20 protein-coding genes are annotated in these 21,555 nt (G+C 64.8%); 7 read left to right on the top strand and 13 right to left on the bottom strand.

Annotation, left to right across the window (positions count from 1 at the left end; genetic code table 11):
* Positions 1-29: 29 nt before the first annotated feature.
* Positions 30-836: a TIGR03084 family metal-binding protein gene (locus GOSPT_RS12715; RefSeq protein ID WP_039855872.1), complete on the bottom strand. Its 807-nt coding sequence runs from the start codon at positions 834-836 to the stop codon at positions 30-32.
* A gap of 106 nt (positions 837-942) precedes the next feature.
* Here GOSPT_RS12715 and GOSPT_RS12710 point away from each other — a divergent pair, with 106 nt between their 5' ends.
* Positions 943-1,590, top strand: coding sequence for a pentapeptide repeat-containing protein (locus GOSPT_RS12710; RefSeq protein WP_039855871.1), 648 nt, complete (start codon positions 943-945; stop codon positions 1,588-1,590).
* Positions 1,591-1,597: 7 nt separating this feature from the next.
* On the opposite strand, the gene GOSPT_RS12705 is transcribed toward GOSPT_RS12710, so the two are convergent.
* From GOSPT_RS12705 to car, 3 genes are all read right to left on the bottom strand, one after another.
* A complete protein-coding gene (locus GOSPT_RS12705; RefSeq protein ID WP_245548717.1) occupies positions 1,598-2,290 on the bottom strand; it encodes a PaaI family thioesterase in 693 nt (230 codons plus the stop codon).
* A complete protein-coding gene (locus GOSPT_RS24320; RefSeq protein WP_005206595.1) occupies positions 2,212-2,538 on the bottom strand; it encodes a hypothetical protein in 327 nt (108 codons plus the stop codon). The genes GOSPT_RS12705 and GOSPT_RS24320 overlap by 79 nt, the downstream gene beginning before the upstream one ends.
* Positions 2,539-2,607: 69 nt before the next feature.
* Positions 2,608-6,054 carry a carboxylic acid reductase gene (car, locus tag GOSPT_RS12700; protein ID WP_005206594.1) on the bottom strand — a complete coding sequence of 1,149 codons (3,447 nt, stop codon included), beginning with the start codon at positions 6,052-6,054 and terminating at the stop codon, positions 2,608-2,610.
* A gap of 912 nt (positions 6,055-6,966) precedes the next feature.
* Between car and GOSPT_RS12695 the strand changes: the two genes are divergently transcribed.
* From GOSPT_RS12695 to GOSPT_RS12675, 5 genes are all read left to right on the top strand, one after another.
* Positions 6,967-7,452 (top strand): hypothetical protein, encoded by a 486-nt coding sequence (locus tag GOSPT_RS12695; protein WP_210734262.1) that lies wholly within the window; start codon positions 6,967-6,969, stop codon positions 7,450-7,452.
* A gap of 88 nt (positions 7,453-7,540) precedes the next feature.
* Entirely contained in the window at positions 7,541-9,130 is a 1,590-nt protein-coding gene (fadD1, locus tag GOSPT_RS12690; RefSeq protein ID WP_005206592.1) for a fatty-acid--CoA ligase FadD1, read from the top strand.
* A 19-nt stretch (positions 9,131-9,149) separates the two neighbouring features.
* Complete coding sequence (locus GOSPT_RS12685; protein ID WP_005206591.1) at positions 9,150-10,280, top strand: TIGR03857 family LLM class F420-dependent oxidoreductase; 1,131 nt, start codon at positions 9,150-9,152, stop codon at positions 10,278-10,280.
* A complete protein-coding gene (locus GOSPT_RS12680) occupies positions 10,277-11,368 on the top strand; it encodes a phosphotransferase family protein (RefSeq protein ID WP_005206590.1) in 1,092 nt (363 codons plus the stop codon). Before GOSPT_RS12685 ends, GOSPT_RS12680 begins: the two co-directional genes overlap by 4 nt.
* Positions 11,365-12,390 (top strand): NAD-dependent epimerase/dehydratase family protein, encoded by a 1,026-nt coding sequence (locus tag GOSPT_RS12675; protein WP_005206589.1) that lies wholly within the window; start codon positions 11,365-11,367, stop codon positions 12,388-12,390. The genes GOSPT_RS12680 and GOSPT_RS12675 overlap by 4 nt, the downstream gene beginning before the upstream one ends.
* A gap of 20 nt (positions 12,391-12,410) precedes the next feature.
* Here GOSPT_RS12675 and GOSPT_RS12670 read toward each other — a convergent pair whose 3' ends face one another.
* Positions 12,411-13,025, bottom strand: a complete 615-nt coding sequence (locus GOSPT_RS12670) for a TetR/AcrR family transcriptional regulator (RefSeq protein WP_005206588.1) — start codon at positions 13,023-13,025, stop codon at positions 12,411-12,413.
* Positions 13,026-13,238: 213 nt separating this feature from the next.
* Here GOSPT_RS12670 and pgfA point away from each other — a divergent pair, with 213 nt between their 5' ends.
* Entirely contained in the window at positions 13,239-14,309 is a 1,071-nt protein-coding gene (gene pgfA / locus GOSPT_RS22835; protein ID WP_005206587.1) for a cell envelope lipid trafficking protein PgfA, read from the top strand.
* A 74-nt stretch (positions 14,310-14,383) separates the two neighbouring features.
* On the opposite strand, the gene GOSPT_RS12660 is transcribed toward pgfA, so the two are convergent.
* The 8 genes from GOSPT_RS12660 to GOSPT_RS12625 all read right to left on the bottom strand — a co-directional run bounded on the left by GOSPT_RS12660 (position 14,384) and on the right by GOSPT_RS12625 (position 21,500).
* On the bottom strand, positions 14,384-15,271 hold the full coding sequence (locus GOSPT_RS12660; protein ID WP_005206586.1) for an SDR family NAD(P)-dependent oxidoreductase: 888 nt from the start codon (positions 15,269-15,271) through the stop codon (positions 14,384-14,386).
* 28 nt (positions 15,272-15,299) lie between these two features.
* On the bottom strand, positions 15,300-16,565 hold the full coding sequence (locus GOSPT_RS12655; RefSeq protein WP_005206585.1) for a hypothetical protein: 1,266 nt from the start codon (positions 16,563-16,565) through the stop codon (positions 15,300-15,302).
* Positions 16,566-16,573: 8 nt separating this feature from the next.
* Entirely contained in the window at positions 16,574-17,116 is a 543-nt protein-coding gene (locus GOSPT_RS12650; protein ID WP_005206584.1) for a Cif family virulence factor, read from the bottom strand.
* Between the two features lie 94 nt (positions 17,117-17,210).
* A complete protein-coding gene (locus GOSPT_RS12645; RefSeq protein ID WP_005206583.1) occupies positions 17,211-17,411 on the bottom strand; it encodes a ferredoxin in 201 nt (66 codons plus the stop codon).
* 9 nt (positions 17,412-17,420) lie between these two features.
* Positions 17,421-18,770 carry a cytochrome P450 gene (locus GOSPT_RS12640; RefSeq protein WP_005206582.1) on the bottom strand — a complete coding sequence of 450 codons (1,350 nt, stop codon included), beginning with the start codon at positions 18,768-18,770 and terminating at the stop codon, positions 17,421-17,423.
* Positions 18,767-19,597 carry an SDR family oxidoreductase gene (locus GOSPT_RS12635; RefSeq protein WP_005206581.1) on the bottom strand — a complete coding sequence of 277 codons (831 nt, stop codon included), beginning with the start codon at positions 19,595-19,597 and terminating at the stop codon, positions 18,767-18,769. The genes GOSPT_RS12640 and GOSPT_RS12635 overlap by 4 nt, the downstream gene beginning before the upstream one ends.
* A complete protein-coding gene (locus GOSPT_RS12630; protein WP_005206580.1) occupies positions 19,597-20,835 on the bottom strand; it encodes a cytochrome P450 in 1,239 nt (412 codons plus the stop codon). Before GOSPT_RS12630 ends, GOSPT_RS12635 begins: the two co-directional genes overlap by 1 nt.
* 77 nt (positions 20,836-20,912) lie before the next feature.
* On the bottom strand, positions 20,913-21,500 hold the full coding sequence (locus GOSPT_RS12625; RefSeq protein WP_005206579.1) for a TetR/AcrR family transcriptional regulator: 588 nt from the start codon (positions 21,498-21,500) through the stop codon (positions 20,913-20,915).
* Between the last annotated feature and the right edge of the window lie 55 nt (positions 21,501-21,555).

Raw genomic sequence — 21,555 nt, 5'->3', positions numbered from 1 at the left:
CTGTGCGGACAGTTCTTGTGCTCGGGCGTTCAGAAGGTTGCGGCGTTACGCGGGGCACGGCCCGCTCCGGGAGGACCAGCGAAACACTGTGCGATCGCGGCCCATTCGCGGGCGCGCTCGCCGTCGAGTTGCAGGTCGAGGTCTGCGAGTGCACGTCGCTGGGTGACGAGCTGACAGAAGTCGACGGCGGGCCCGCGCACCGTGCCGTCGACGGCGTCGGGATCATCGGGTCCCCACGTCCACAGCTCGCCCGACGGCGCGACCAGTTCGATCCGGAAAGGCCGCTGCGGCGGTGTCATCCCGTTGACCGCATACGCGAAATCGCGCGTGCGGACACCGATGTGAGCGACGTGCCGGATGCTGTCGGTCGGTTCGAGTTCGACGCCGAGCGCGTCGGCTATGTCGAGTCCGTGCGCCCAGGTCTCCATGATCCGTGCGGTGGCCATCGACGCCGCAGACATCGGCGGTCCGAACCACGGGATCTTCGCGCCATCCGGGACGTCGACGAGTGCCTGCCCCAGTGCGGCGCGCGCGGCGCGCCAGTCGTCGAGCAACTCGCCCTTGGGGCGTGCGGCGCCTTCTTCGGCGGTCACATCGGTGAAGCCGTCGATGTTGCGCATCGCCTCTGCGACGACCTCGGCGAAGGCTTCGGGGTCGGTGGCCGCGAGGAGCGCCACCTTGTCCGTCCAGTACAGGTGCGCGATCTGGTGCGCGACCGTCCACCCCGGCGCCGGAGTATCGGCGTGCCACGAAGCATCGTCGAGCGACGACACCAGCGCGTCCAGTTCATCTCCTGCGGCGGCGAGATCAGCCACGAGATCACTCACGATCGACATGTAAGCAGCGTCACACAGTCGACCGTAAAAAGCAATCACGCTTGCTTGTTTTTTCCATCCGCCCAGTTCGGAGGCCTGTCATAGCACCCACGTAGGCTTGTCGACGATGAGTTTTCGACCGCCCCGCATCAGTCGGCTACCAACTCCCCACCTCGAACCGTTGAACGCGCGGGATGTCGTCGTCGGTGACGTGATCGAGGCTTCCCTGATCGCCGACACCGACCTCGCGGGCGTCGATTTCGGCGACGTCTCGCTCACGACGTGCGCCGTGGTGCGCACGTCGCTCGACGATGCCGACCTCACCGGCGTCCGCATCGTCGACAGCAGACTCGACGAGGTGAGCAGCGCACGAGTGTTCGCGCCGCGCTCGATGCTGCACAACGTGCGCATCGAGAACAGCCGAATCGGCGCGCTCGACCTCTTCGGCGGAAAGATGCGTTCGGTGATCATCTCCGACTGCAAGCTCGGTCTGGTCAACCTCAGCGGCAACGAGGCTCGCGACGTGATCTTCCGGTCGTGCGTCATCGACGAACTCGACGTCTCGGAGGCCACGTTGATGCGCGTCGCCTTCGACGACACCACCGTCACCTCGCTCGACGTCCATCGCGCCACGCTGACCGACGTCGATCTCCGCAACCTCCGAGTTGGCAACGTACGCAATCTCGGAGGGCTTGCCGGCGCGACGATCACCGCCCATCAGGCCGTCGGGCTGGCCGAGCAGTTCGCTGCCCACCTCGGTATCGCCGTCGAGTAGCGCGTTTTCAGCGGAAGTGGATGTCCGCGGCGCCGTCGGCGAGCAGCGTGCCGTCGGGGCCGGTCATGCGCGTCGAGAACGTCGCGATTCGACGCCCCACCTTCAACGGCTCGACGTCGACGATCACACGACTACCGTCGACCGGCGGTGAGCGGAAGTACGCCACCGAGAGATCACCGACGCGATACTCCTGGCCGGCACGAGCCCTCTGCTGCCCCGCGAGCGAGCACGCCGCACCGACGATGGTGCCGATCACGCCACCGTGCATGGTCCCGAACATGTTGCCCATCCATGCCTCCGTGTCGACAACGAGTCGCAGGGCATTCGACGGCGCGCCGTCGACATCAATGGTGGCGTTGAGCAACTCGGCGAGCGGACCACGGTCACGCTCTCCCCGAGCGATCTGTTCGACGATGGCCTCGCCGTCGAGATCAACCGGAATCGGTTGTGCAAGAACAGCATCGAGCGACGCGGCGTCGGGGATGTCGTGCGCCAACTCTGCGTTGTCGAAATCGTCCGGAACGGCCCGTCCCACGGCGACGTTGCGCGCGGTGCCGACGCAGAAGTCCTCGGTGCCGTCGCCGACGCGGATCTCGGTGACACCGACCTTGGCGTCGTGCATCAGCAGTTGCGCCGTGCCGGTGAGGTGGTCGGTGAGTCCTGCCCGGCCGACCGTCGACAACGCCAGGCGAGCCTGCATGCACGGCGAGTCAGTGGCGCGGTGATACGGGATGCCGCCGATGTGGTCGAAAAGGACCGCGTATGCGGGGAGGCGATGAGTCCGCGATGATCGGCGAAACGCGGGCCGAGTTGCTGCTCCGCAAAGACCACACCGTCGTCGATACGCAGTGCTCCGACACCGAACGCCGCGACCGGATCCCGCAACGCATCTGTCGTCGGCACGCCACCGGCGTCGTCGTGCTTGTCGTCGTGGTTGTTGTCGTTCATGGGTTCACTTCATCACCCCACGTCCCGGGGCCGGAGTCCGACCCCGGGGCGCAGGGAGTCCGATCACACTCAGACGACCCCGAGGGTTCGCAGCCTACGCGCGTAGTTGGCGATCACCTGCGAGGTGATGTGCGGGATGTCGGCGTACTCGGCCGTCGCTGTGGTCACCTGTCCCGAACGAACCGCCTCGGCGAAGAGCGGCGCGTTCACCACACCGGCGTCGACAGGTTCGACCGGGCGCACGTAATTGTGCAGCAGCGGGATCAATGAGTGTCGACGTTGCTTCTCCGGCAGATCGACCAGGGCGTCGGAGAAGAGCCGGTACCAGTGGTCGTACTCGTCGACGAGTGCGATCTCTTCGCCGGACTCGATGAGCCAGCCGACGAACGTGTCGAGGTCGATGCCGTCGGAGTGCGGATTGACCGCGTTGTACGTGACGTGACCGTCGCTGACCGCGAGAGTCGAGATGGCCGCGGCCAGGAAGTCGACAGGAAGCGCGTCGTAGTGCGCTGTTCCCCGACCACCGTCGGCGTCGAGTCGGTAGAACGACTGTGGTGCGAGGCCCGTCGCCAGGACGCTCATCAGCAGGCGCGTGAACATGTCCGGCAGGTTCAGCTGACCGAGGTCGCTGTCGTCGGCCACGATCATGTCGCAGCGGAACACGCTGACGGGCAGCCCGAAACGGTCGTGGGCGTCTGCCAACAGCACCTCCCCCGCCCACTTGCTGTTGCCGTAGCCGTTCGCGTAGCCCTCGTGTACCTCGCGCGTCGCGTTGAGCTCACGAATGTCTTTGTCCTCCACCAGTTCCGCGGAGCCCACCTGGTCAGCTACTCCGACGGTCGAGATGTAGACGTAGGGCTTACGGGTCGTCGTCAGCGCGAGGCGGATGAGTTCTGCTGTCCCAGAAACGTTCGGGCCGAACAACTCCCGATAGGGCAACAGATGATTGACCAGTGCCGCGGGGTCGACGATGAGGTCGACGTCGGCAGCGAGCCGGTTCCACACCGCGTCGTCGAGTCCGAGACTCGGCGAGTCCTTGTCACCCGCGAGCACCGTCAGGTGATCTGGCGCCAGCCGCAAGTAGTCGGACCGCAGCGGACCGTCGCCGACATCGAAGACCGCGTCGAGGCGTCGCCGGGCGGTGTCGTCATCGGACGCTCGGACCAGACAGGTGACGTGGCCATCGACGCAGGCAACGCGCCGTAGCCACTCGACGGTGAGGTATCGACCGAGGAATCCTGTTGCCCCGGTGAGCAATACCTCACGCACCGTCTCGGCGGCAGGCGGCACGGTCGACGCTCCAGCCAGTGTTGCCTCGTCGAGAAAGGCGTCGACGGTGAGTTCGTCGGCACGCAGGTGCTGCTGGTCGGCGTGCACGGTGTCTGCCGTGGGGCGTGCTTCGCCCTCCCGTCCGTCGATGTAGTCAGCGATGGCCGCGAGGTCCGAGGACGGACTCGTCAGCACACCCACCGAGACCTGTGCGTCGAAGACATCGCGAAGCGTGTTCCCGAGGGTGACGGCCGTCAGCGAGTCACCGCCGAGATCAGTGAACCTCGAGTGCGCAGTCACCTCGTTCCCGGCGAGATCGAGTGTGGCCGAGACGATGTCGATCAGTACGTCGAGCGTCGGCCGACTCGCTGCGGATACCCGAGCATCGCGAAGTCGATCGGCGCGGGCATTCGCGAGGTGTAGGTACAGGTCTTCGAGCGCGGGACCGTACGCCTCCTTGAGGCGAGGTCGTGCGAGCTTGCGAATCCCGGTCAACAAGCCGTTGGCCTCAGAGAACGCGGTGCGTTCGACGATGATGTCGCGCGGGATCTCCACCGGCGCAAGGCCGTTGCGCTCGCCGATGTCGCGGACGGCTCGCAGCAGCGTCGCGTGTAGTTCCCCGTCGTCGGAAGCACCGTCGACGGCGTCATCGGTTGGCACGACGACGGCCAGCAGGTACGGGCGTGCACTGTTGCCGTACACGTAGATCTGACGGATCGGCGGTGAGGTCAACGCGCTCTCGACGCGCGCAACCGTCACGAACTCACCCTGCGACAACTTCAACACGTTGTTCCGACGGTCGAGGTAGACGAGCTGATCGGGTCCGGTTTCTGCCATGACGTCGCCAGTTCGATAGAAGCCGTCGTCGTCGAACATCTCCGCGGTGAGCTCCGGTCGCCGATAGTAGCCGGCAAAGATGTCGGTGGTCTTGACGAGCAGCTCGCCGCGCGGGTGCGGGGTATCTGTTGTGCGATAACCGAGTTCGGGGACGTCGACGAGCTTGTAGTCGACGACCGGCGGTCGGATCACCGCCCCGTCGCGGATGACCCCGCCCGCCTCCGTCGATCCGTAGCCCTCCACGAGTGGGGCGTCGAGCATGCTCTCGACGAAGTCGACGACCTCGGGCGAGATCGGCGCCGACCCGGTCACGGCGAGTTGTGCGCGCTCGAAGTAGCGGCGCCGCATCGCGGCGAGGGCGTCGGCGTGCGAATCACTCTCGACGCCTTCGATTTCGGACAGATACTGCTGGTGCAGCATCTCCCAGATACGCGGCACGAAGTGCAGTTCGGTCGGCGCGACGGCCGCGAGGTCGTCGAGGAGTTCCGACAGGTCCGGCCGCGCGGTGAAGTAGGCGGTTCCACCGTTGCCGAGCGTTCGCATGAGCGTCGCTCTGCCCATCACGTGACTCATCGGCAAGAAGTTCAGGGTGACCCAGGCGTGGTCTTCGCTCGCGTCGTCTTCCCCTGTGGCACAGTCTGTTTCGAGTCCGAATCCCTGTCTGATCAACCGAAGCACTGCGTCCTGAGTGTACATGGCCCCCTTCGGCGCGCCGGTACTGCCGGAGGTGTAGATCAGCAGCGCGAGGTCGTCGGGTTGCGCGTCGCCGCTGACTTGCAGTGCCTCTTCGGCGTCGTCGGTGATCGACGACTCGGCGTCGAAGTGCGCGTGGTGGACCGTGATTCCGAGCGGTTCCAACAGAGCGCGCGCACGTTCGACGGCGTCGAGTGCGGCTTCGGAGACGTCGAAGACGACGAGGTGCGCAAGGTCGGCGCGCGTCCCGTTCTCGATGAGTGTGGTGACCCTGGACAACGAGTTCGTCGACACCGCAAGGACTTTGGCCTCGGTCTCGTCGAGGATATCAGCGAACACGGAATCCGCAGCCCCTGACTGCAGCGGCACCTCAACCGCGTGAAGGGGACCGAGAATTGCGAGGCTCACGGCCGTGTAGTCGGCGCTGGTGAACCCCAGCGTGGCGATCCGATCGCCGGGCCGGACGCCCGCCGCGTCGCGCAGGAGCGATGCGAAGGCCGCGACCCGATTACCGACTTCACGGAAACTCGATGTGGACCAACGTGATTCGTGCTCGGCGTCACGGAACCCGAGCGCAGGACGGTCGGCGTACCCCTCGAAGAGAACTCGAAGTGCACCCTCCACCGACGTTTCCTCCCGCAGGCGGGCAGCAACGTCGGAGTCGGGGTGCCGTGCGGACACCGCGGCAGCAGGATCGGCGGAAAGATGGGTGGACATCAACAACCTCCGAACAATAGACAATTATTAGGGATGCGAACTAATACATCTCCACTGTTCTCCCCTGAATCGCCGCTGCGCCACGATCGGTGAGCCATCTCACCCGCAGATACGACGAACCCGACACTTCCGCGCGCCGTGTGCGCGTATGCCGCGTCGCACCTCGCCGACAGCCCCACCCCACGCGGCCGAAAGTAGGGGAAGGATTCTTTCCCCGACTTGTCGACGTTTCCCCGCGCAACTTCCCGAGAAAAGGTACGAAACCCGCGGAAGGGTTTCCTTCCCCTAGTTTCTGCACCCCGCGCGGGCGACTCCGACCGGCGCGCCGGCGCCAGCAACGGCCTCTTCGACGCTCACCGCGCGTCGTCGAACTCTTCCCCCACTCTCCGACGCTTCCCCGCGCAAGTTCTCGAGAAAACGCACACAACCCGCGGAAGAATTCTTTCCCCTAGTTGCTGCACCCCGCACGGCCGACACCGACCGGCCCGACGGTGCCAGCAACAGCCTCTTCGACGCTCCCCGCGCGCCGTCGAACCCTTCCCCCACTCTCCGACGCTTCCCCGCGCAAGTTCTCGAGAAAACGCACACAACCCACGGAAAGGTTCCTTCCCCTAGTTCTTGCACCCCGTGCGGGCCGCACCGCGCGGCCCACACCGCCAGCGCCAGCAGCACCCTCCCGACGCTCCCCGCGCACCGTCGAACCCTTCCCCACTCCCCGACCTTCCCCGCGCAACATCTCGAGAAAACGCACACAACCCGCGTAAAGGTTCTTTCCCCTACTTCCCGCGCCCCGGGCGCAGCCGGAAGCGGCCAGACACCCCCGCCCCCCACCCCCACCCCAGCGACCGAGCGCGCCCACGCCCACGCTGGTACCGTGAACCCCAACTGTGACAGAAGGGGCTGGTGATACCAATGGGACGAACACTTCAGCGCGCTGCGCTCGCGGCTGCTACCGGACTGACGGCCACGTCGACGCTCCTGGCGACGGCCGGGTCCGCGCACGCCGCGCCGGCCGCCGACCCGCAGATCCCTGCGTCGTCGATCTCGCAGACTCCGAATGCGGGCATCGCGACCAGCGGCGATATCCCCTTTGCTGCGTTCGTCGCTCCGATCGCGGCGGCGTCGCCCGACCCGAACACACTGCGCGTGTGGCTCGAGCCGATGCCGGGCAACGCCTGCGCCGCGGCGCTGCGCTCGGCGGTCGTCGGGTTCGAGTGGCACAACACCGCCACCAAGAAGTCCGGGACCACCACGTTCCCGGCATGCAAGGAGGGCAAGCCCGCGCTCAGCCCCGCACTGCAGACCGGGCCGGGACCGATCTCGTTCACCACGAGCGTCGTCGGACGCGGTGGCGCGACGTTCACCCTGAGTCCCGGAAGCGGCACCATCTCTCACTGAACGCCACGTCGAGCGGCGTCGCCACGCACTAGTAGACAATTTCTCGAATCTGTACACCTCGTCGTAGAACGGGTTCTAGATTTGGCGCATGGCGCAGACCGTGACTGAACTCCTGATCGACCGTGACAACGACGACTCCCTCGCGATCCTGTACGACGACAGTCGCTGGACATGGCGCGAATACCTCGACGACGCGCGGCGCACCGCGGCCACCGTCCTCGGCCGCGCCGACACCGAGCGCCCGATGCACATCGGCGTCCTGCTCGACAACAGTCCCGCGATGCTCATCGCGCTCGCCGCAGGCGCGCTCGGCGGGTACGTGACGGTCGGGATCAACAACACTCGACGCGGCGAGGCTCTCGCCAACGACATCGTGCGCGGCGACTGCCAGATCCTGCTCACCGACGCCGAGCACCTTCCACTCCTCGACGGCCTCGAGCTCCCCGGAGTCGAGGTCATCAACACATCATCCGCCGAGTGGCCCCGACTTCTCGCCGACGCGGGAGAGCTGACCCCGCACTCGGTACCGACCGCGACCGACCCCTTCATGCTGATCTTCACCTCGGGCACGAGCGGCAACCCGAAGCCGGTTCAGTTGGCGCACATGCTCGTTCCGTTCGCCGGGCCGCCCCTGGCCGAGCGCTTCGGCATCACCTCCGACGACATCTGCTATCTCTCGATGCCGCTCTTCCACTCCGCGGCGCTCCTCGGAGGCTATTGCGTCGCTGCCGTTTCCGGCGCGGCGATGGTGCCCGCCAGATTCTCTGCGTCACGATTCCTCGACGACGTTCGGCGCTACGGCGTCACCTACATGAACTACGTCGGCAAACCTCTCGCCTACATCCTCGCGACTCCCGAGCAACCCGACGACGCAGACAACACATTGCGCGCCGCGTTCGGCAACGAAGCCACCGACCGCGACATCGACGACTTCGCACGACGTTTCGACTGCCAGGTCTGGGATGGCTTCGGCTCCACCGAGTTGGCGATCATCATCACCCGCGAACCAGGAACTCCACGCGGCTCCGTCGGGAAGGGATTCCCAGGCGTCGCCGTCTACAACCCCGCAACCGGGACCGATTGTCCACCAGCGCAATTCGACGACACCGGTGCACTCGTCAACGCCGACGACGCGATCGGCGAGATCGTCAACACCTCCGGCGCGGGCATGTTCACCGGCTACTACAACGACCCCGCGACCACGTCGGAAAGGCTGCGCGACGGCATGTACTGGTCGGGCGACCTCGCCTACAAGGACGTCGACGGATGGCTCTACCTCGCGGGCCGAACCGGCGACTGGATGCGCGTCGACGGCGAGAACATGACGGCAGGGCCCATCGAGCGAATCCTGTCGCGCCTCCCCGACATCAGTCAGGTCGCCGTCTACGCGGTTCCCGACGATCAGGTGGGCGACGCGGTGATGGCGGCCGTCATCCTCACCGACGACAGTTCCTTGACCCCAGGCGAGTTCGCGCAATTCCTTGCGGCGCAGCCAGATCTGTCGCCGAAAGCATGGCCACGGTACGTCCGCATCGCCGACGACCTGCCGACGACGGCGACAAACAAGATCGTCAAACGTCAGCTCAAACACGAGGGCGTGAGCGCAGGCGACGACACCCTGTGGGTACGCGAACCACGCGGCACCGAATACCGCGCGGCGTCGCCCGCGAGCGTGTGACATCTCGACGGTGACACCGATGCACGCGGGAAAATCGATGCTCCCCGAGCTCGGCTACTACGCACTCTCGCGGCATCCGGTCAGCCCTGCCAACCTCGTCGACGAGGCGAGGTTGGCGGAGCGCATCGGACTCGGCACCGCGTTCGTGTCCGAACGGTTCAACATCAAAGACGCAGCCGTGCTCAGCGGAGCCCTCGGTGCCGCAACGAGTCGCATGGGAATCGCCACTGCCGCAACAAATCACAACACCAGGCATCCCATCGTCACCGCCACGGTGGCGGCAACCCTCGCCGAGCTGACGAACGACCGGTTCGCGCTCGGCTTGGGCAGGGGCATCTCCGCACAGTGGCAGATCCTCGGCATCGACGATGTGACCAGTGCACAGTTGGCCGACATCAGCGACGTGCTGCGTCGACTGTGGCGCGGTGAGATGATCGGCGGCCACGACGGCCCCGCGGGCTCGTATCCACTGCTGAATCTCGGTGTGGCCGTTGCACCCGTGCCCATTCTGCTGGTGACCATGAGTGAAAGAACTCTGGAACTGGCGGGACGAATCGCCGACGGCGTCGTCCTCCACACCTTTCTCGACGACGCGGCGACGTCGAAAGCAGTGGCTACCGTTCGCGATTCAGCCGTCCGCGCAGGCCGTGATCCGGACATGATTCGGATCTGGTCGGTGCTGGCAACAGTCGGCGACGAGCTTGCGTACGAGGACCGTCTGCGCAGACTCTACGGCCGTCTCGCCACCTACCTGCAGGGCTACCCGGATGCACTCATGCGTGCGAACCGCTGGAGCACAGCCGATCTCGATCGTGTTCGCGCAACGTCTGCATTCTCCGACGCCACCGGCCCCATCGACGCCACCGCAACGGCCGAACAACTCGACGAACTCACACAGGCGATTCCGCAACACTGGGTCGCCGACAGCGCCGTCGGTTCGGCGTCTGACCGCGCCACCGCGGTGGCGAGGCAATTCGATCTCGGCGTCGACTCTGTCATCCTGCACGGCGCTACTCCGACCGAGCTGGCGCCGGTGGTCGACGCGTACCGCGCTAAGCGCTCCCCCACCGTACGCAATCTGCCCGCGAATCCAGGTCTGATGACACCGCGAGGAGCCGAGCCTAAAACACCGCGAGGAGCCGAGCTGTGACCACTCACCCAGGCGCCGAAATACCCACGGACATCAGCGATGTCACACCTGACTGGCTCACCGATCTCCTCTGCGCAAGCGGCTTCGACGACGCCCACGTCGTCGAGGTCGACGCAACGCCCGTCGGAACCGGCCAGATGGCGAGTTCGTATCGGCTTGCGCTGCGCCACGCCGCGCCGTGCCGCCTTCCCGACACGGTGGTCGCCAAGCTCGCAACCGGCCCTGCCGCCCAGCGCGAGTTCGGCTCAGGCGCTTTCCGAAACGAGATCCGCTTCTACCGGGAACTCGCCTCGACCTTCCGGGTACCGACACCCGCGATGTTCGCTGCCGTCAGTTCCGATTCGGGGAGCGAGTTCGTCCTACTCCTCGAAGACATCGCCGACGGCCGCCAAGGCGATCAGATCGCCGGGTGCAGTCCCGCAGAGGTGCGTGCGGTCGCGGTTGCGGCCGCAGGACTGCACGGCCCACGGTGGGACGACACCACACTCCTCGACGATTTCCCTCTCCCGACGCCGAGCGATTGCGACGTGTTGGAGTCACTGCTCGACCCGATGGCCGAGGTGTTTCGTGCGCGTCTCGCATTGAGCGACGCGCAGTCGTCCGTCGTCGACTGGTTGGTCCGAGACGCAGGCCCGTGGATACGGACACCTGCCGAGCACTTCGCCCTCATCCACGGCGACCTTCGGGCCGACAACGTCATGTTTCGCGACGACGGCTCGCTGTCCATACTCGACTGGCAGACGATCACCACCGGGAATCCCCTGCGTGACATAGCGTTTCTGCTCGCGACGAGTCTCACCCCAGACGACCGCAGGATGCATGAGAAAAGCATCGTCACCGACTACCACCACGCGGTGCGCGCATGGGGCGCTGCGCTGTCGACACCCGGCACGCCGTCGAGCGTCCTCGACTACACCTTCGACGACTGCTGGCGCGACTACATCGACAACCTCATCCAGGCTCCGCTGATCATCGTCTTCGGCGCCGCGGCTGCACAACCCACAGAAAGAGGTGACGCGATGTTCAGCGTGATGCTCGAGCGTACGGCTGCGGCAGTGGCCGATCTCGCCCCGGAGCGCCTGAGATGACCAGCCTGGTGATCGGGGCGAGCGGATTCCTCGGTTCGACGCTGACACGTCGACTCGTCGACTCGGGCGAAGACGTACGAATCCTGGTGCGCCCCAGTAGCGACACACGCACGATCGACGACCTCGACGTCGACCGGCACGTCGGCGAGTTGACTCACGCAGACACACTCGCCGACGCGATGTCGGGGTGTACCGATGTCTACCACTGCGCCGTCGACACGCGTGCGTGGCTCCTCGACCCCGCACCGTTGTACGAAACCAACGTCGAGCTTCTGCGCTCCGTGTTGGAGGTTGCTGCACGTATTCCACTGCGCCGCTTCGTCTTCACCAGCACCATGGCGACCATCGGCATTCCGAAATCGGGTCTCGCAGACGAAAACACCGAGTTCAACTGGGACCGCCGGGCAACAGACTATGTGCGATCGCGGGTCGCAGCGGAACGACTCGCGCTCGGCTACGCACGCGAGCACGCTGTACCGCTCGTTGCGATGTGTGTCTCGAATACCTACGGCGCCGGAGATGCGGTACCCACTCCGCATGGGTCGTTCGTCGCGGGGGCCGCACTCGGCAAACTGCCCTTCGGCGTGCGCGGGATGCGTTGCGAATCAGTCGGTATCGACGACGCCGCAGATGCGCTCGTCCTCGCCGCGGAACGCGGACGCAATGGCGAACGCTACATCGTCTCGGAACGGTCCATCGATCTCGGCGAAGTCATCCGCACCGCCGCCGCAACCGCAGGCCGTGCCGCACCCAGACCCGTGCTTGGCCGTGCCGCGCTCTATGCCGCCGGCGCGGTCGGTTCGGCGAAGTCCACACTTACGCGTACACCGGGCAAGCTACGCATCGGCACGGTGCGTCTGATGCACTGCATTCCAGAGATGAGCCACGACAAGGCTGTTCGCGAACTCGGATGGCAACCAAGGCCGGTCACCGAGGCGATTGCCGAAGGCGCACGGTACTGGGTCGAGCGGGCAGAGCAGCGCCGACGCCGCACCGACACACCCTCTCAGCGGTCGGGCTGAGCGCCAGGTGTCGTCGACACTCAGCACAGGTACGCGACGATCGCCTCGACGAGTCCGCGACGCCCCGCCTCGACGTCGGTGTAGGTCGACAGATTCGACTCCGACCACAATCCTCGCAAGGCACCCGGCAGAAATGACTGCACCCGTTGCGATTTGGTCTCGTCGACGTCGAGTCCGTCGAAGAAACGCGCATACGCCGCCGCCCACCGCTGCTCCCAAGCCGCCATAGCCGCCGCCGTTGCGGGGTAGGAACTTTCGAGCGCCGACGGATCGCCAGGAAGCATCTGTCTCAGATTTTCCACCGCGCGGCCTTCCCTTGCCGCGAGTGCGCGCCAGAACCGCTCGACCATGATCTCGATCCGCTCGGGCGCCGACATCGTGGCGTCGAGCGAATCGGGTGCGGGCTGCCAGACGTCGACGATGTGGTCGAGCACCGCGGCCCACAGTCCGTCGACGTCCCCGAATTGGTGCTGCATTGTCCCCCAGGTGACACCCGCTTGTCTCGCAACGAGATTCGCGCTCACCGGGTCGCCACCGCGGGCCGCGGCGAGCGTGTCGATCGCGGCGTCGATCACCTGCCTGCGGGTCTCGATACCCCGCTTGTTCAGCCGCGTCCCTTTGGCACTGACAACCATCTTTCGAATACTAGCGAATTGGACGGCCTCACCTCGTCCGCGAGATCACAACCGCATAGAACTATCTATGTCTTTTATCTATTCACCACACCTCATAGAGCCCTGTATGACACTATTCGCTCAATGTGACCTCGGCCACATTGCACTTCGTTAGTCACATGGGCCTTCTGCGGTGATCCGCCGGCTCAGCCCACCTCGAGATGAGGAAATCACATGAGTAAGAAGCGGACTCTCCTGACCGCGATCCTCGGCCTGCTCGGCGTCGTCTGTCTCGTCGTCGCAGCACTTCTGCCGACCGTCATCCGCAGCAACACCGCGCTGTTCCCCACCGATCTCGACCGCACCGCGGTACTGGCCGGTCGGGGCACACTCATCGACAGGGCGTCGTTCACCACGGCAACGCCGGTCGCCACCACCGCCGATGTGCCGATCGAGATCATCACGCGCAACCAATCTTCGCCCGGCGCAACCGACGACACGGCGGCCACCACGACAACGGTGACCAGTCGCCGGTCCGACGTCCCAGGCCAAGCGGGGGTGTTCGGACTCGACACGTTGGCGGGCACCATCGACCGCACGACATACGAGGTCGCCTCGAACCCGGAGCCGACGCTGATCACCGCGCCTGCGACAACACCGTCGAACGAGTCCAGTTATGCCGGAACACTGTTCACCTTTCCCATCGGAACGGACAAGTCCGACCACACGCTCTACGAACTGCGCGGACACACTCCGATCACCATGAAGTACGTCGACGACACCCGAGAGGTCAACGGCGTCAAGACCTATCACTTCCACGGTGAGGTCAACGCAGTCGACACCACAAAGACGCAAGGCGTCAACCAACAGACCCAGATCACCATGCCCGCATTCAAGTGGGGCATCCCCGGCGGAGCAATGGAGCCGGTCACCATGAAGCTCTTCTACAGCAACACCCGCGACATGTGGGTCGAGCCGACGAGCGGCACCACCGTCGACACACACACCACTCCGCACGCGTATTACGCACGGTCAGCGGATGATTCGTTCAAGGTCGACGCGATCAACGCCGACCTACGATTCGACGACGCCACACTGACGGCGCTCGCCAACGACGCCAGGGACGCGCGTCAGACTCTGCGCGCGACGTTCTTCTGGACGCCGATCGCACTGGGGATCGTCGGTCTCCTTCTTCTCGTCCTCGCGGCCGTGGTGTATCTGCGTCGCCCACGCAGGACACACGACGATCCGCACACGCACGGTCCCACCGCGACCGAACCGCCGCTGGGCGGCTCCGCGAACTGATCTCATAGATGCCGATTTGGTATGGGGTTTGTGCCGCAATCACGTGCAAACCCCATACCGATCTTCTCGACAACTCACTCTGAGAGCAGCCCTGCCAACTCCGCCAAACTGTATGGCTCCGTGTCTTTATGGTCGCGGTAGGCCACGAACGTCGGTTGGTGCGGATCGTATCGACCGATGAAACCCCCCGACGCCGTGAAGATCTGGCCGGTGATCCTGGCGGCGGCATCGCTCGCAAGGAATGTGTAGAGCTGGGCAACGTATTCGGGCGGTGCGGGAGCGAGCGCCGCGTCGCGGGTGAAGTCGTCCAGTATCCCTCTCGCATGCAGGCTTTCGATGTGTCTGACGTAGTCCGGCCCCGACGACAGCCTCGACTTCGCGCCGGGCATCACGACATTGACGCGCACCCCGGAACTCTTCAGATCGCCCGACGCGGCGAGCGCGAGAGCGTTCACCCCGCCCTTCGCCGCGGGATAGCCACTCCCACCGAACGTTCCCAACGACGCGGCCGACCCTGTCAACACGATCGAGCCCGACCGCTGTCCGACGAAAACCCTCGCAGCGGACTGGGTGAGGAAGAAGGCGCTCATCAGATGTGCGTCGAGTTGCTCGCGGAATTCGGCGGGCGTGATTGTCAGGACCGTCGACCCAGGGGGTTCGGCTATTCCGGCACAGTTCACGGCGACGTCGAGTGCGCCGAACGTGTCGAGCGCAGTCATGACCATTTTCTCGGCGACGCCCTCGTCGCCCGCCGACCCGCAGACGCCCACCGCGTAGCCACCGCCGCCTGTGATCTCGGCGACCGTGTCGTCGACGGCCCTCGCGTCACGGCCATTGACCACGAGCGAGACCCCGTGTCCGGCGAGGGCATACGCGACGTTCAGACCGATCCCCCGCGTCGACCCCGCGATGATCGCGACGCGCCCGGACAGGTGCGCGTCGATCGGGACGTCGGCCGCCATCAGATCTCGACAGCGCAGTGCGCGACCATCAGACCGGACTGCCGATCGGCGTGATGGGTAGCGATCGCCCACGATCGACGAACTCCCATGCGGCACCGGAACTGAATCGTGCGATAGCGACCTCGCCGGACTCCGACCTCTCGACGTCGGTGAGCGCGAACGTGACCTCGAGGGCTTCGCCGGTGTCGGTGACCGTCTCGACGTTCCAGTGCGCGTCGACACCTGTGGCGATCGCCTGCAACGGTTCGACGTGCTCGGCGTCGAACAGTGTGAGCCAACCACCGTCGGATCGTGCATCGGAGCTGTGCGGAATAGCCAGCACGACGCCATCCTCGACGACTCGCGCCGTCACGCCGGTGTACTGCACGGGCCCGAGTACGGGGATCAGCGATATCACGGTGGCCAATCCCTGCGCGTCGGGGGCGAGCGCCAACGCGCTGCGCAGTCGATCTGCCGCAAGGCCCGCGATACCGATCAACTGTTTGCGATAGATCTCGTCAACCTGTTCGGGGCTGTCGGCATGGCGTCGCAGTGACACGAGGAAGCCGAGGGCGAGCAACTGATGCTGCAGCGCAACCTCTTCCGCGATCCGGACGAGTGCGGTGTGCGACCATTCGCGGAACTGGAGGTCGTCACACAGGTCTCCGCGATAGTCGACGCGCCCGTCCGTCGCGGTCGTGTCGATCGTGCTCAACTGGACCGATGCCGCGTGTCTGGTGAACATCTCCTCGGCGTCGGGCGGCAGTGGTAGCTCGTCGCGGTCGGGTTCGATCGTCACGGTCCATGCGCAGTGCGGGTGTTGGTCGGTTGGTCTGCGGGGCGGCCGGTGAATGGGTCTGATGCGCGCTCGCCGATTCGTCGCGATCGCGGTGGCGTCGAATGTCGGATCCTCGATGTCGTGGCACATCGCGGTCACGTAGTCGTCGCCGAGTGGCTCGACATCCATCAGTGCTCCACAGTGATTGAGCACGAAGGAGCCGTGGTACTCGTCATCGATCTCGTAGCGGAAGTCCATGAACTGCGGTGGTGCCCCGATATCGAGCTGCAAGCATTTAAACATGTCGGCCACACCGTCGCCGTCGACGCCGAGCGCGTCGCGCATGCGGTGGGTGTAGACGGGGCTCGCGGCCATCCACTCCTCGATGGCTATCTGCGCCATCGTCTCCCGGCCGAAAGCGCTGATGAGGTGGGCCATTCCGCTGCGATCGATCAACTGACCCGACAGCAGCAGTTCAGGCACGATCGTCGCCAGTTGACGACCGGTGAGATCCGAGTACGTCCGGGCTGTGGGCATCTCGTGAATCACCAGAACTCGACGGGCGCCTTGCCGAACGGATACCAGCCGGGCTGGTCGCCGGTGGCCTTTTCGATCCGCTTGAGCATCCCGTCGCTCATCGCATTGTCCTTCAGCAGTTCGATGAACAGGGCCGACACGTTGCCGTAATCGAAGAAGTCACGCTGCCAACGGAATTGGAAGTTGCCACCGTACTTGAACCAGCTTCCCTGAATACCTTCGAAAGCGTACGGGGTCCCGTCGTCACGCTTGCGCTCGTAGACCTGTTTCCAGAAACCGATCATCGAACCCGTCCGGTCGTCGATCACCCACTCCTGATACGGATAGGTCCACCCCTCGAGTCCCTCCATCTCCTGCCCGAGCGCGATGTCGCGGATCTCGTCACGGCCGACCGCCATGAAGTCCTTGTCGGGACCGTAGTTCCACCCGTATGTGGCGTCCTCGGTGTAGAAGTCGGCCAGCGGCTTCCAGTCACCGGCCTGCTCGGCGACGATGTTCGCCTCGAGCCACCGTTCCTTCATCTCTTCTAGTTCTGCACGATCGAATGCCATGCCGTCACCTCTCGTTCGCTGTTCTTCAGGCACTTCTGTGGTCTCGGGTCGGTGTTCACGGGTCGCGCTGTGTTCTCAAGCTCTGCTGCGCTTCTCACGCACTGCTGTCTTCGACGATCCGCAGGGCCTGGGTGGGGCAGTACTGCACGGCGGCCTCCACCTCGGCGCGTTTGCTCTCGTCGGGCTGCGGTTCGAGGATGTCGACATGATCGACCTCGGCCTCGAACACGTCCGGTGCTTCCATCTGACACATGCCGTGTCCCTGGCAGATGTCGAGATCGACCTCGATTCGCATGTCGCCCTCCTACTTCCGCCGTCTGCGGTAGCGCACCCGGCACGGCTGTGCGAGTTGCACCACCATCTTCGAGTGGTCGTTGCGGTAGGAATCCGACGGCTGGGACATCTCGAACTCGTAGTTCTGAAACAGCACCGAGAAGATCGCCTTGAGTTGCATGATCGCGAATTGCGCTCCTACGCAACGGTGTCTGCCTGCCCCGAAGGGGATCCACGTCCACCGATTCGCGAGGTCTTCCTGACGCGGCTTCTCGTACCGGTCGGGGTCGAAGACGTCGGGATTCGGGAAGTCGTCGGGTAGCCGGTTGGAGACGGCAGGCGACACCGCGATCGTCTGACCCTTCCGCACCTCGAAGTCCTCGATCTGGAAATCCTGCTGCACGAGACGCATCAGGATGATCAGGGGTGGATGTAGCCGCAGCGCCTCTTTCAAGGCGTTCTCCAACTGCGGCATCTGCCGGGTGTGGGCAAATGTGTACTCGGGTCGCTCGCCCGCGGGTGTGTCGCCGTAGATCTCGTCGAGTTCGTCGTACACCCGCCTCATGTAGTCGGGATTGCGCAGCAACTCGATCAGGGTCCAGGCCGCTGTGCCCTGGGTGGTGTGGTGGCCGGCGAACATCATGGAGATGAACATCCCGGTGATGGTGTTCGCGTCGAATCCGACCTGGATGAGCACATCCGTGAGGTCGCGATCCTCTTTGTCCTCGGTGGGATGCGCGATGCGTTCGTTCATCACACCCTGGATGAAGTCGACGAGTTCGGCCCGCGCCGCGTCGCGTTTGCGGAAACTGTCGATGTCGGCGTACATGTCCACGTACGCAATCGGATCGGTGCCCTTCTCGAGGTCGTGGAACAACTCGGAGACCCGCTTGTCGAGTTGTTCACGGAACTTGCGGCCGATCAGACACGCCGACGAGGTATAGAGCGTCAGTTCGCCGAAGAATTCGAGGAGGTCGATCTCGCCTTCGTCACCCCACCGGGCGATGATGCGTTCGACCTCGTTGGGAATCGTCACCGCGTGCTGCTTCATGTGCGGCCCCTTGAGCGCGGCGTTGTGGATCGCCTTGGATCGCTCTTCCGGACTCGCGTCGAAGACGACTCCCTCACCGAAAACCGGTGTCATGAAGGGATATGCCGCCGCTTGATCGAGATCCTCCTCCGGTGCGCGGAAGAAGTCCTCGTTGGCCGCGGCACCCGACACCAGCACCACCTCCCGGTCGGCGAGCTGGAACTGCCCGACGTCTCCACACTCGTCGCGCACGCGCCAGAACAGTCCGATCGGGTCGGCTGCCAGTTCGTCGAGGTGTCCGTGCTCTCCGTCGCCACCGGACACTCGTTTCGGCGTCGTCAGTGTGCTCATTTCGTGCCTCCGGTCGTCTCGTCTCCGGTCATGTCTGCTCCCCCACCGCTCTTGTCGCGTGGGATGGCGCCCTCGGCCTCGACCTCGACGACGCGCATGTGCGCACCGCGTGGCATGCCGACGATCGCCGAGATCGCCTGGGCAATATGTTCTGGTGCAAGGAAATTGCCGTGTCTGGCAAGTCCGTGGGTGATCCACGAGTTGAGCATCTTCTCCATCACCTCGGGTGCGAGGTTGAAACCCATGCCGGTGATGGTCTGGCCCGGACGGACGATGCTGGCGCGGACGCCCGTGCCCTCGAGTTCGAGTTGCGCTGTGGCAACCAAGCCGTCGACGCCCGTCTTCGCCGCGACATAGGCCGACGACCATGGTCGTGGACGCACCGCGACGTCGGACCCGATGAACACGAAATCGCCACGACCGCGGTCGATCATCCCGGGGACGATGTTGCGGTAGAGCCGATGTGCACCCACGAGGTGGATGTCGACCTGAGACGCGAAATCCGTTTCGCTCATCTCATAGGAGAGCCCGACGTCGAGGTCGCCGGCTCCGGCAACCGCGATCTCGATTGGCCCCAGCGCGGCTTGGGCTTTCGCGACGCAGTCGCGCACCGACACGTCGTCGGTGACATCGAGTGGGACGGCGACCGCCTCGCCTCCAGCACCAGCGATCTTGTCGGCGAGCTCCTGCAGCTTGTCGACACGTCGGGCGGCCAGTGCGACGGGATAGCCTGCGGCGGCGAGGTATTCGGCCGTCGCGGCCCCGATTCCCGACGACGCTCCCGCAACCAGTACGGGCCGACGCTCCGGATGAGGTATGTATGCCATCAGCGCACCGTCACCTTCACCGGGAGTGACGCGAATCCGCGCACGTTCACCGAGTGCACCCGTTCTGCGTTGGCGATGTCGATGTCGACTGAGCGAATCGACCGAACCACCTCGGCGAGACCGATGTTCGCCTCGAGCCGCGCGAGATGCGCGCCGAGGCAGAAGTGTGCTCCCATACCGAAACTCATCAATGCCTGGCTGCAGTCGCGACCGATGCGATACGACGACGCGTCGTCGAATACATTCTCGTCGCGGTTCGCCGAGCCGACGAGAAGTAGTACCCGCTGACCTTCCGGAATGACATGCTCACCGTAGGTGACGTCTCCGGCCACTCTGCGCAGCACCATCTGTGTCGAATTGTCGTAGCGCAGTGTCTCTTCGGTCCACTGCGACACCGCTTCGGGATCGGCGAGCACCTTGGCGAGCTCATCGGGATTGCGCCAGCCCCAGTACAGCGCGTTGGCAAGCAGTTTGGTGGTCGTCTCGTTGCCGGCGACCACCATGAGGACCATGAATCCGACGATCTCGTCCTCGGTCAGTGTGGTCTTCTCGCCCGTCTCGTCGTCGTCGATTTCCGCGGTGATGAGTGCGGATACGAGGTCGTCGCCGAGGTTGCTACGGCGTTCGTCGATGAGTGCGGAGTAGTACTTGTGCAGTTCGAGGTAGGCGTAGACGGCTGCCTCGGGGATGTCGAGAACACCCTCCTCGCGGTGCAGCAACAGGTCCGACTGCTTCCGCAGATACGCGCGGTCGGATTCGGGCACACCGAGCATTTCCGATACGACGTCCATCGGGAGCAGGCCGGCGAAGTCGGCGACGTAATCGAACTCGCCTTTATCGAGGCACGAACTCCAATGATGGTGTGTCAGTGCGGTGATCCGACCGGCGAGGTCGTTGACCCGACGCGGAGTGAAGCCCTTCGAGACGAGCTTGCGGATTCTCATGTGCTTGGGATCGTCCATGGCGAGAAACGACATCGACTTGTGCGCGTCGGGTCCGTACGACGACGGGTCCATCGACACGCCCCACGCATTCGACAGATTCACACTGTCGCGGAACGCGTTTCGCACATCGTCGTGACCGGCGAGCGCCCAGAAATCCAGATCCGAGTTGTAATACACCGGCGCCTGATCGCGCAGTCGCGCGTAGGTCGGGTACGGATCCTCGTGGAAGTCGTAGGCATAGGGGTCGAAAGGAATCTGTTGCTGCATCCCCGCGACCATTGCGGTCTCGGTCATCGATGAACCTCCATTGACGGTATGTGCATGTCGAAGGCGTGCCTTCGGGGCGGGGTCGCGCACCTGGCGTTACCCACCTAGGGCTGCGCCGACAGGATCAGGCGTGCTGCGGCGACGAGCCGCTCGGACGTCTGTTCGTAGGTCAGATGTCCCATGCCGGCGTGGACGAGACCGCCCGCGTAGAGCATCTCGAGTGCGTCGACAACCAGACCGGGATGTTCGACGTCGACCTCGAGCGCCTGCGCGAGTCGCGTCCGGATGAAGCCACCGATACGCAACCTCAGGTGCTCGACGTCGGGGTCGGTACCGAGCAGTGCGACCGTGACGGCGCCGCCGAGTTGCCCCTCACCCGCGACCACAAGCGACACGTTGCGCAGGATCTCGGCAACCCGATCCTCGCGCGAGAGCGAGGCGTCGGCCTCTGGCACTCCCTCGGCCAGCCGACGCCAAAAGACCTCTGCCACAAGGTGACTCTTCGACGAGAAGTAGGTGTACGCCGTCGCGGGCGCGACCCCTGCACGCTTGGCGACCACCCTCACCGTCAGGCCGTCAAAACCGTCTGAATTGAGTACATCGACCGCGGCATCTGTCAGCCGCGCAACCGTCTCGGCTTGCTGTGCGGTCAGTCGGCGGCGCGTGGATTCCTGCGACACGGGGCTGGACATGTGACCGACGCTACACTAGGTTTGAACTCAAGTCCAGACACCTGTCCAGATAGTC

Source organism: Gordonia sputi NBRC 100414 (assembly GCF_000248055.1).
Lineage (GTDB): Bacteria > Actinomycetota > Actinomycetes > Mycobacteriales > Mycobacteriaceae > Gordonia > Gordonia sputi.
The sequence above is the reverse complement of the archived record's forward strand: the minus strand, read 5'-3'. Positions and strand labels throughout refer to the sequence as shown.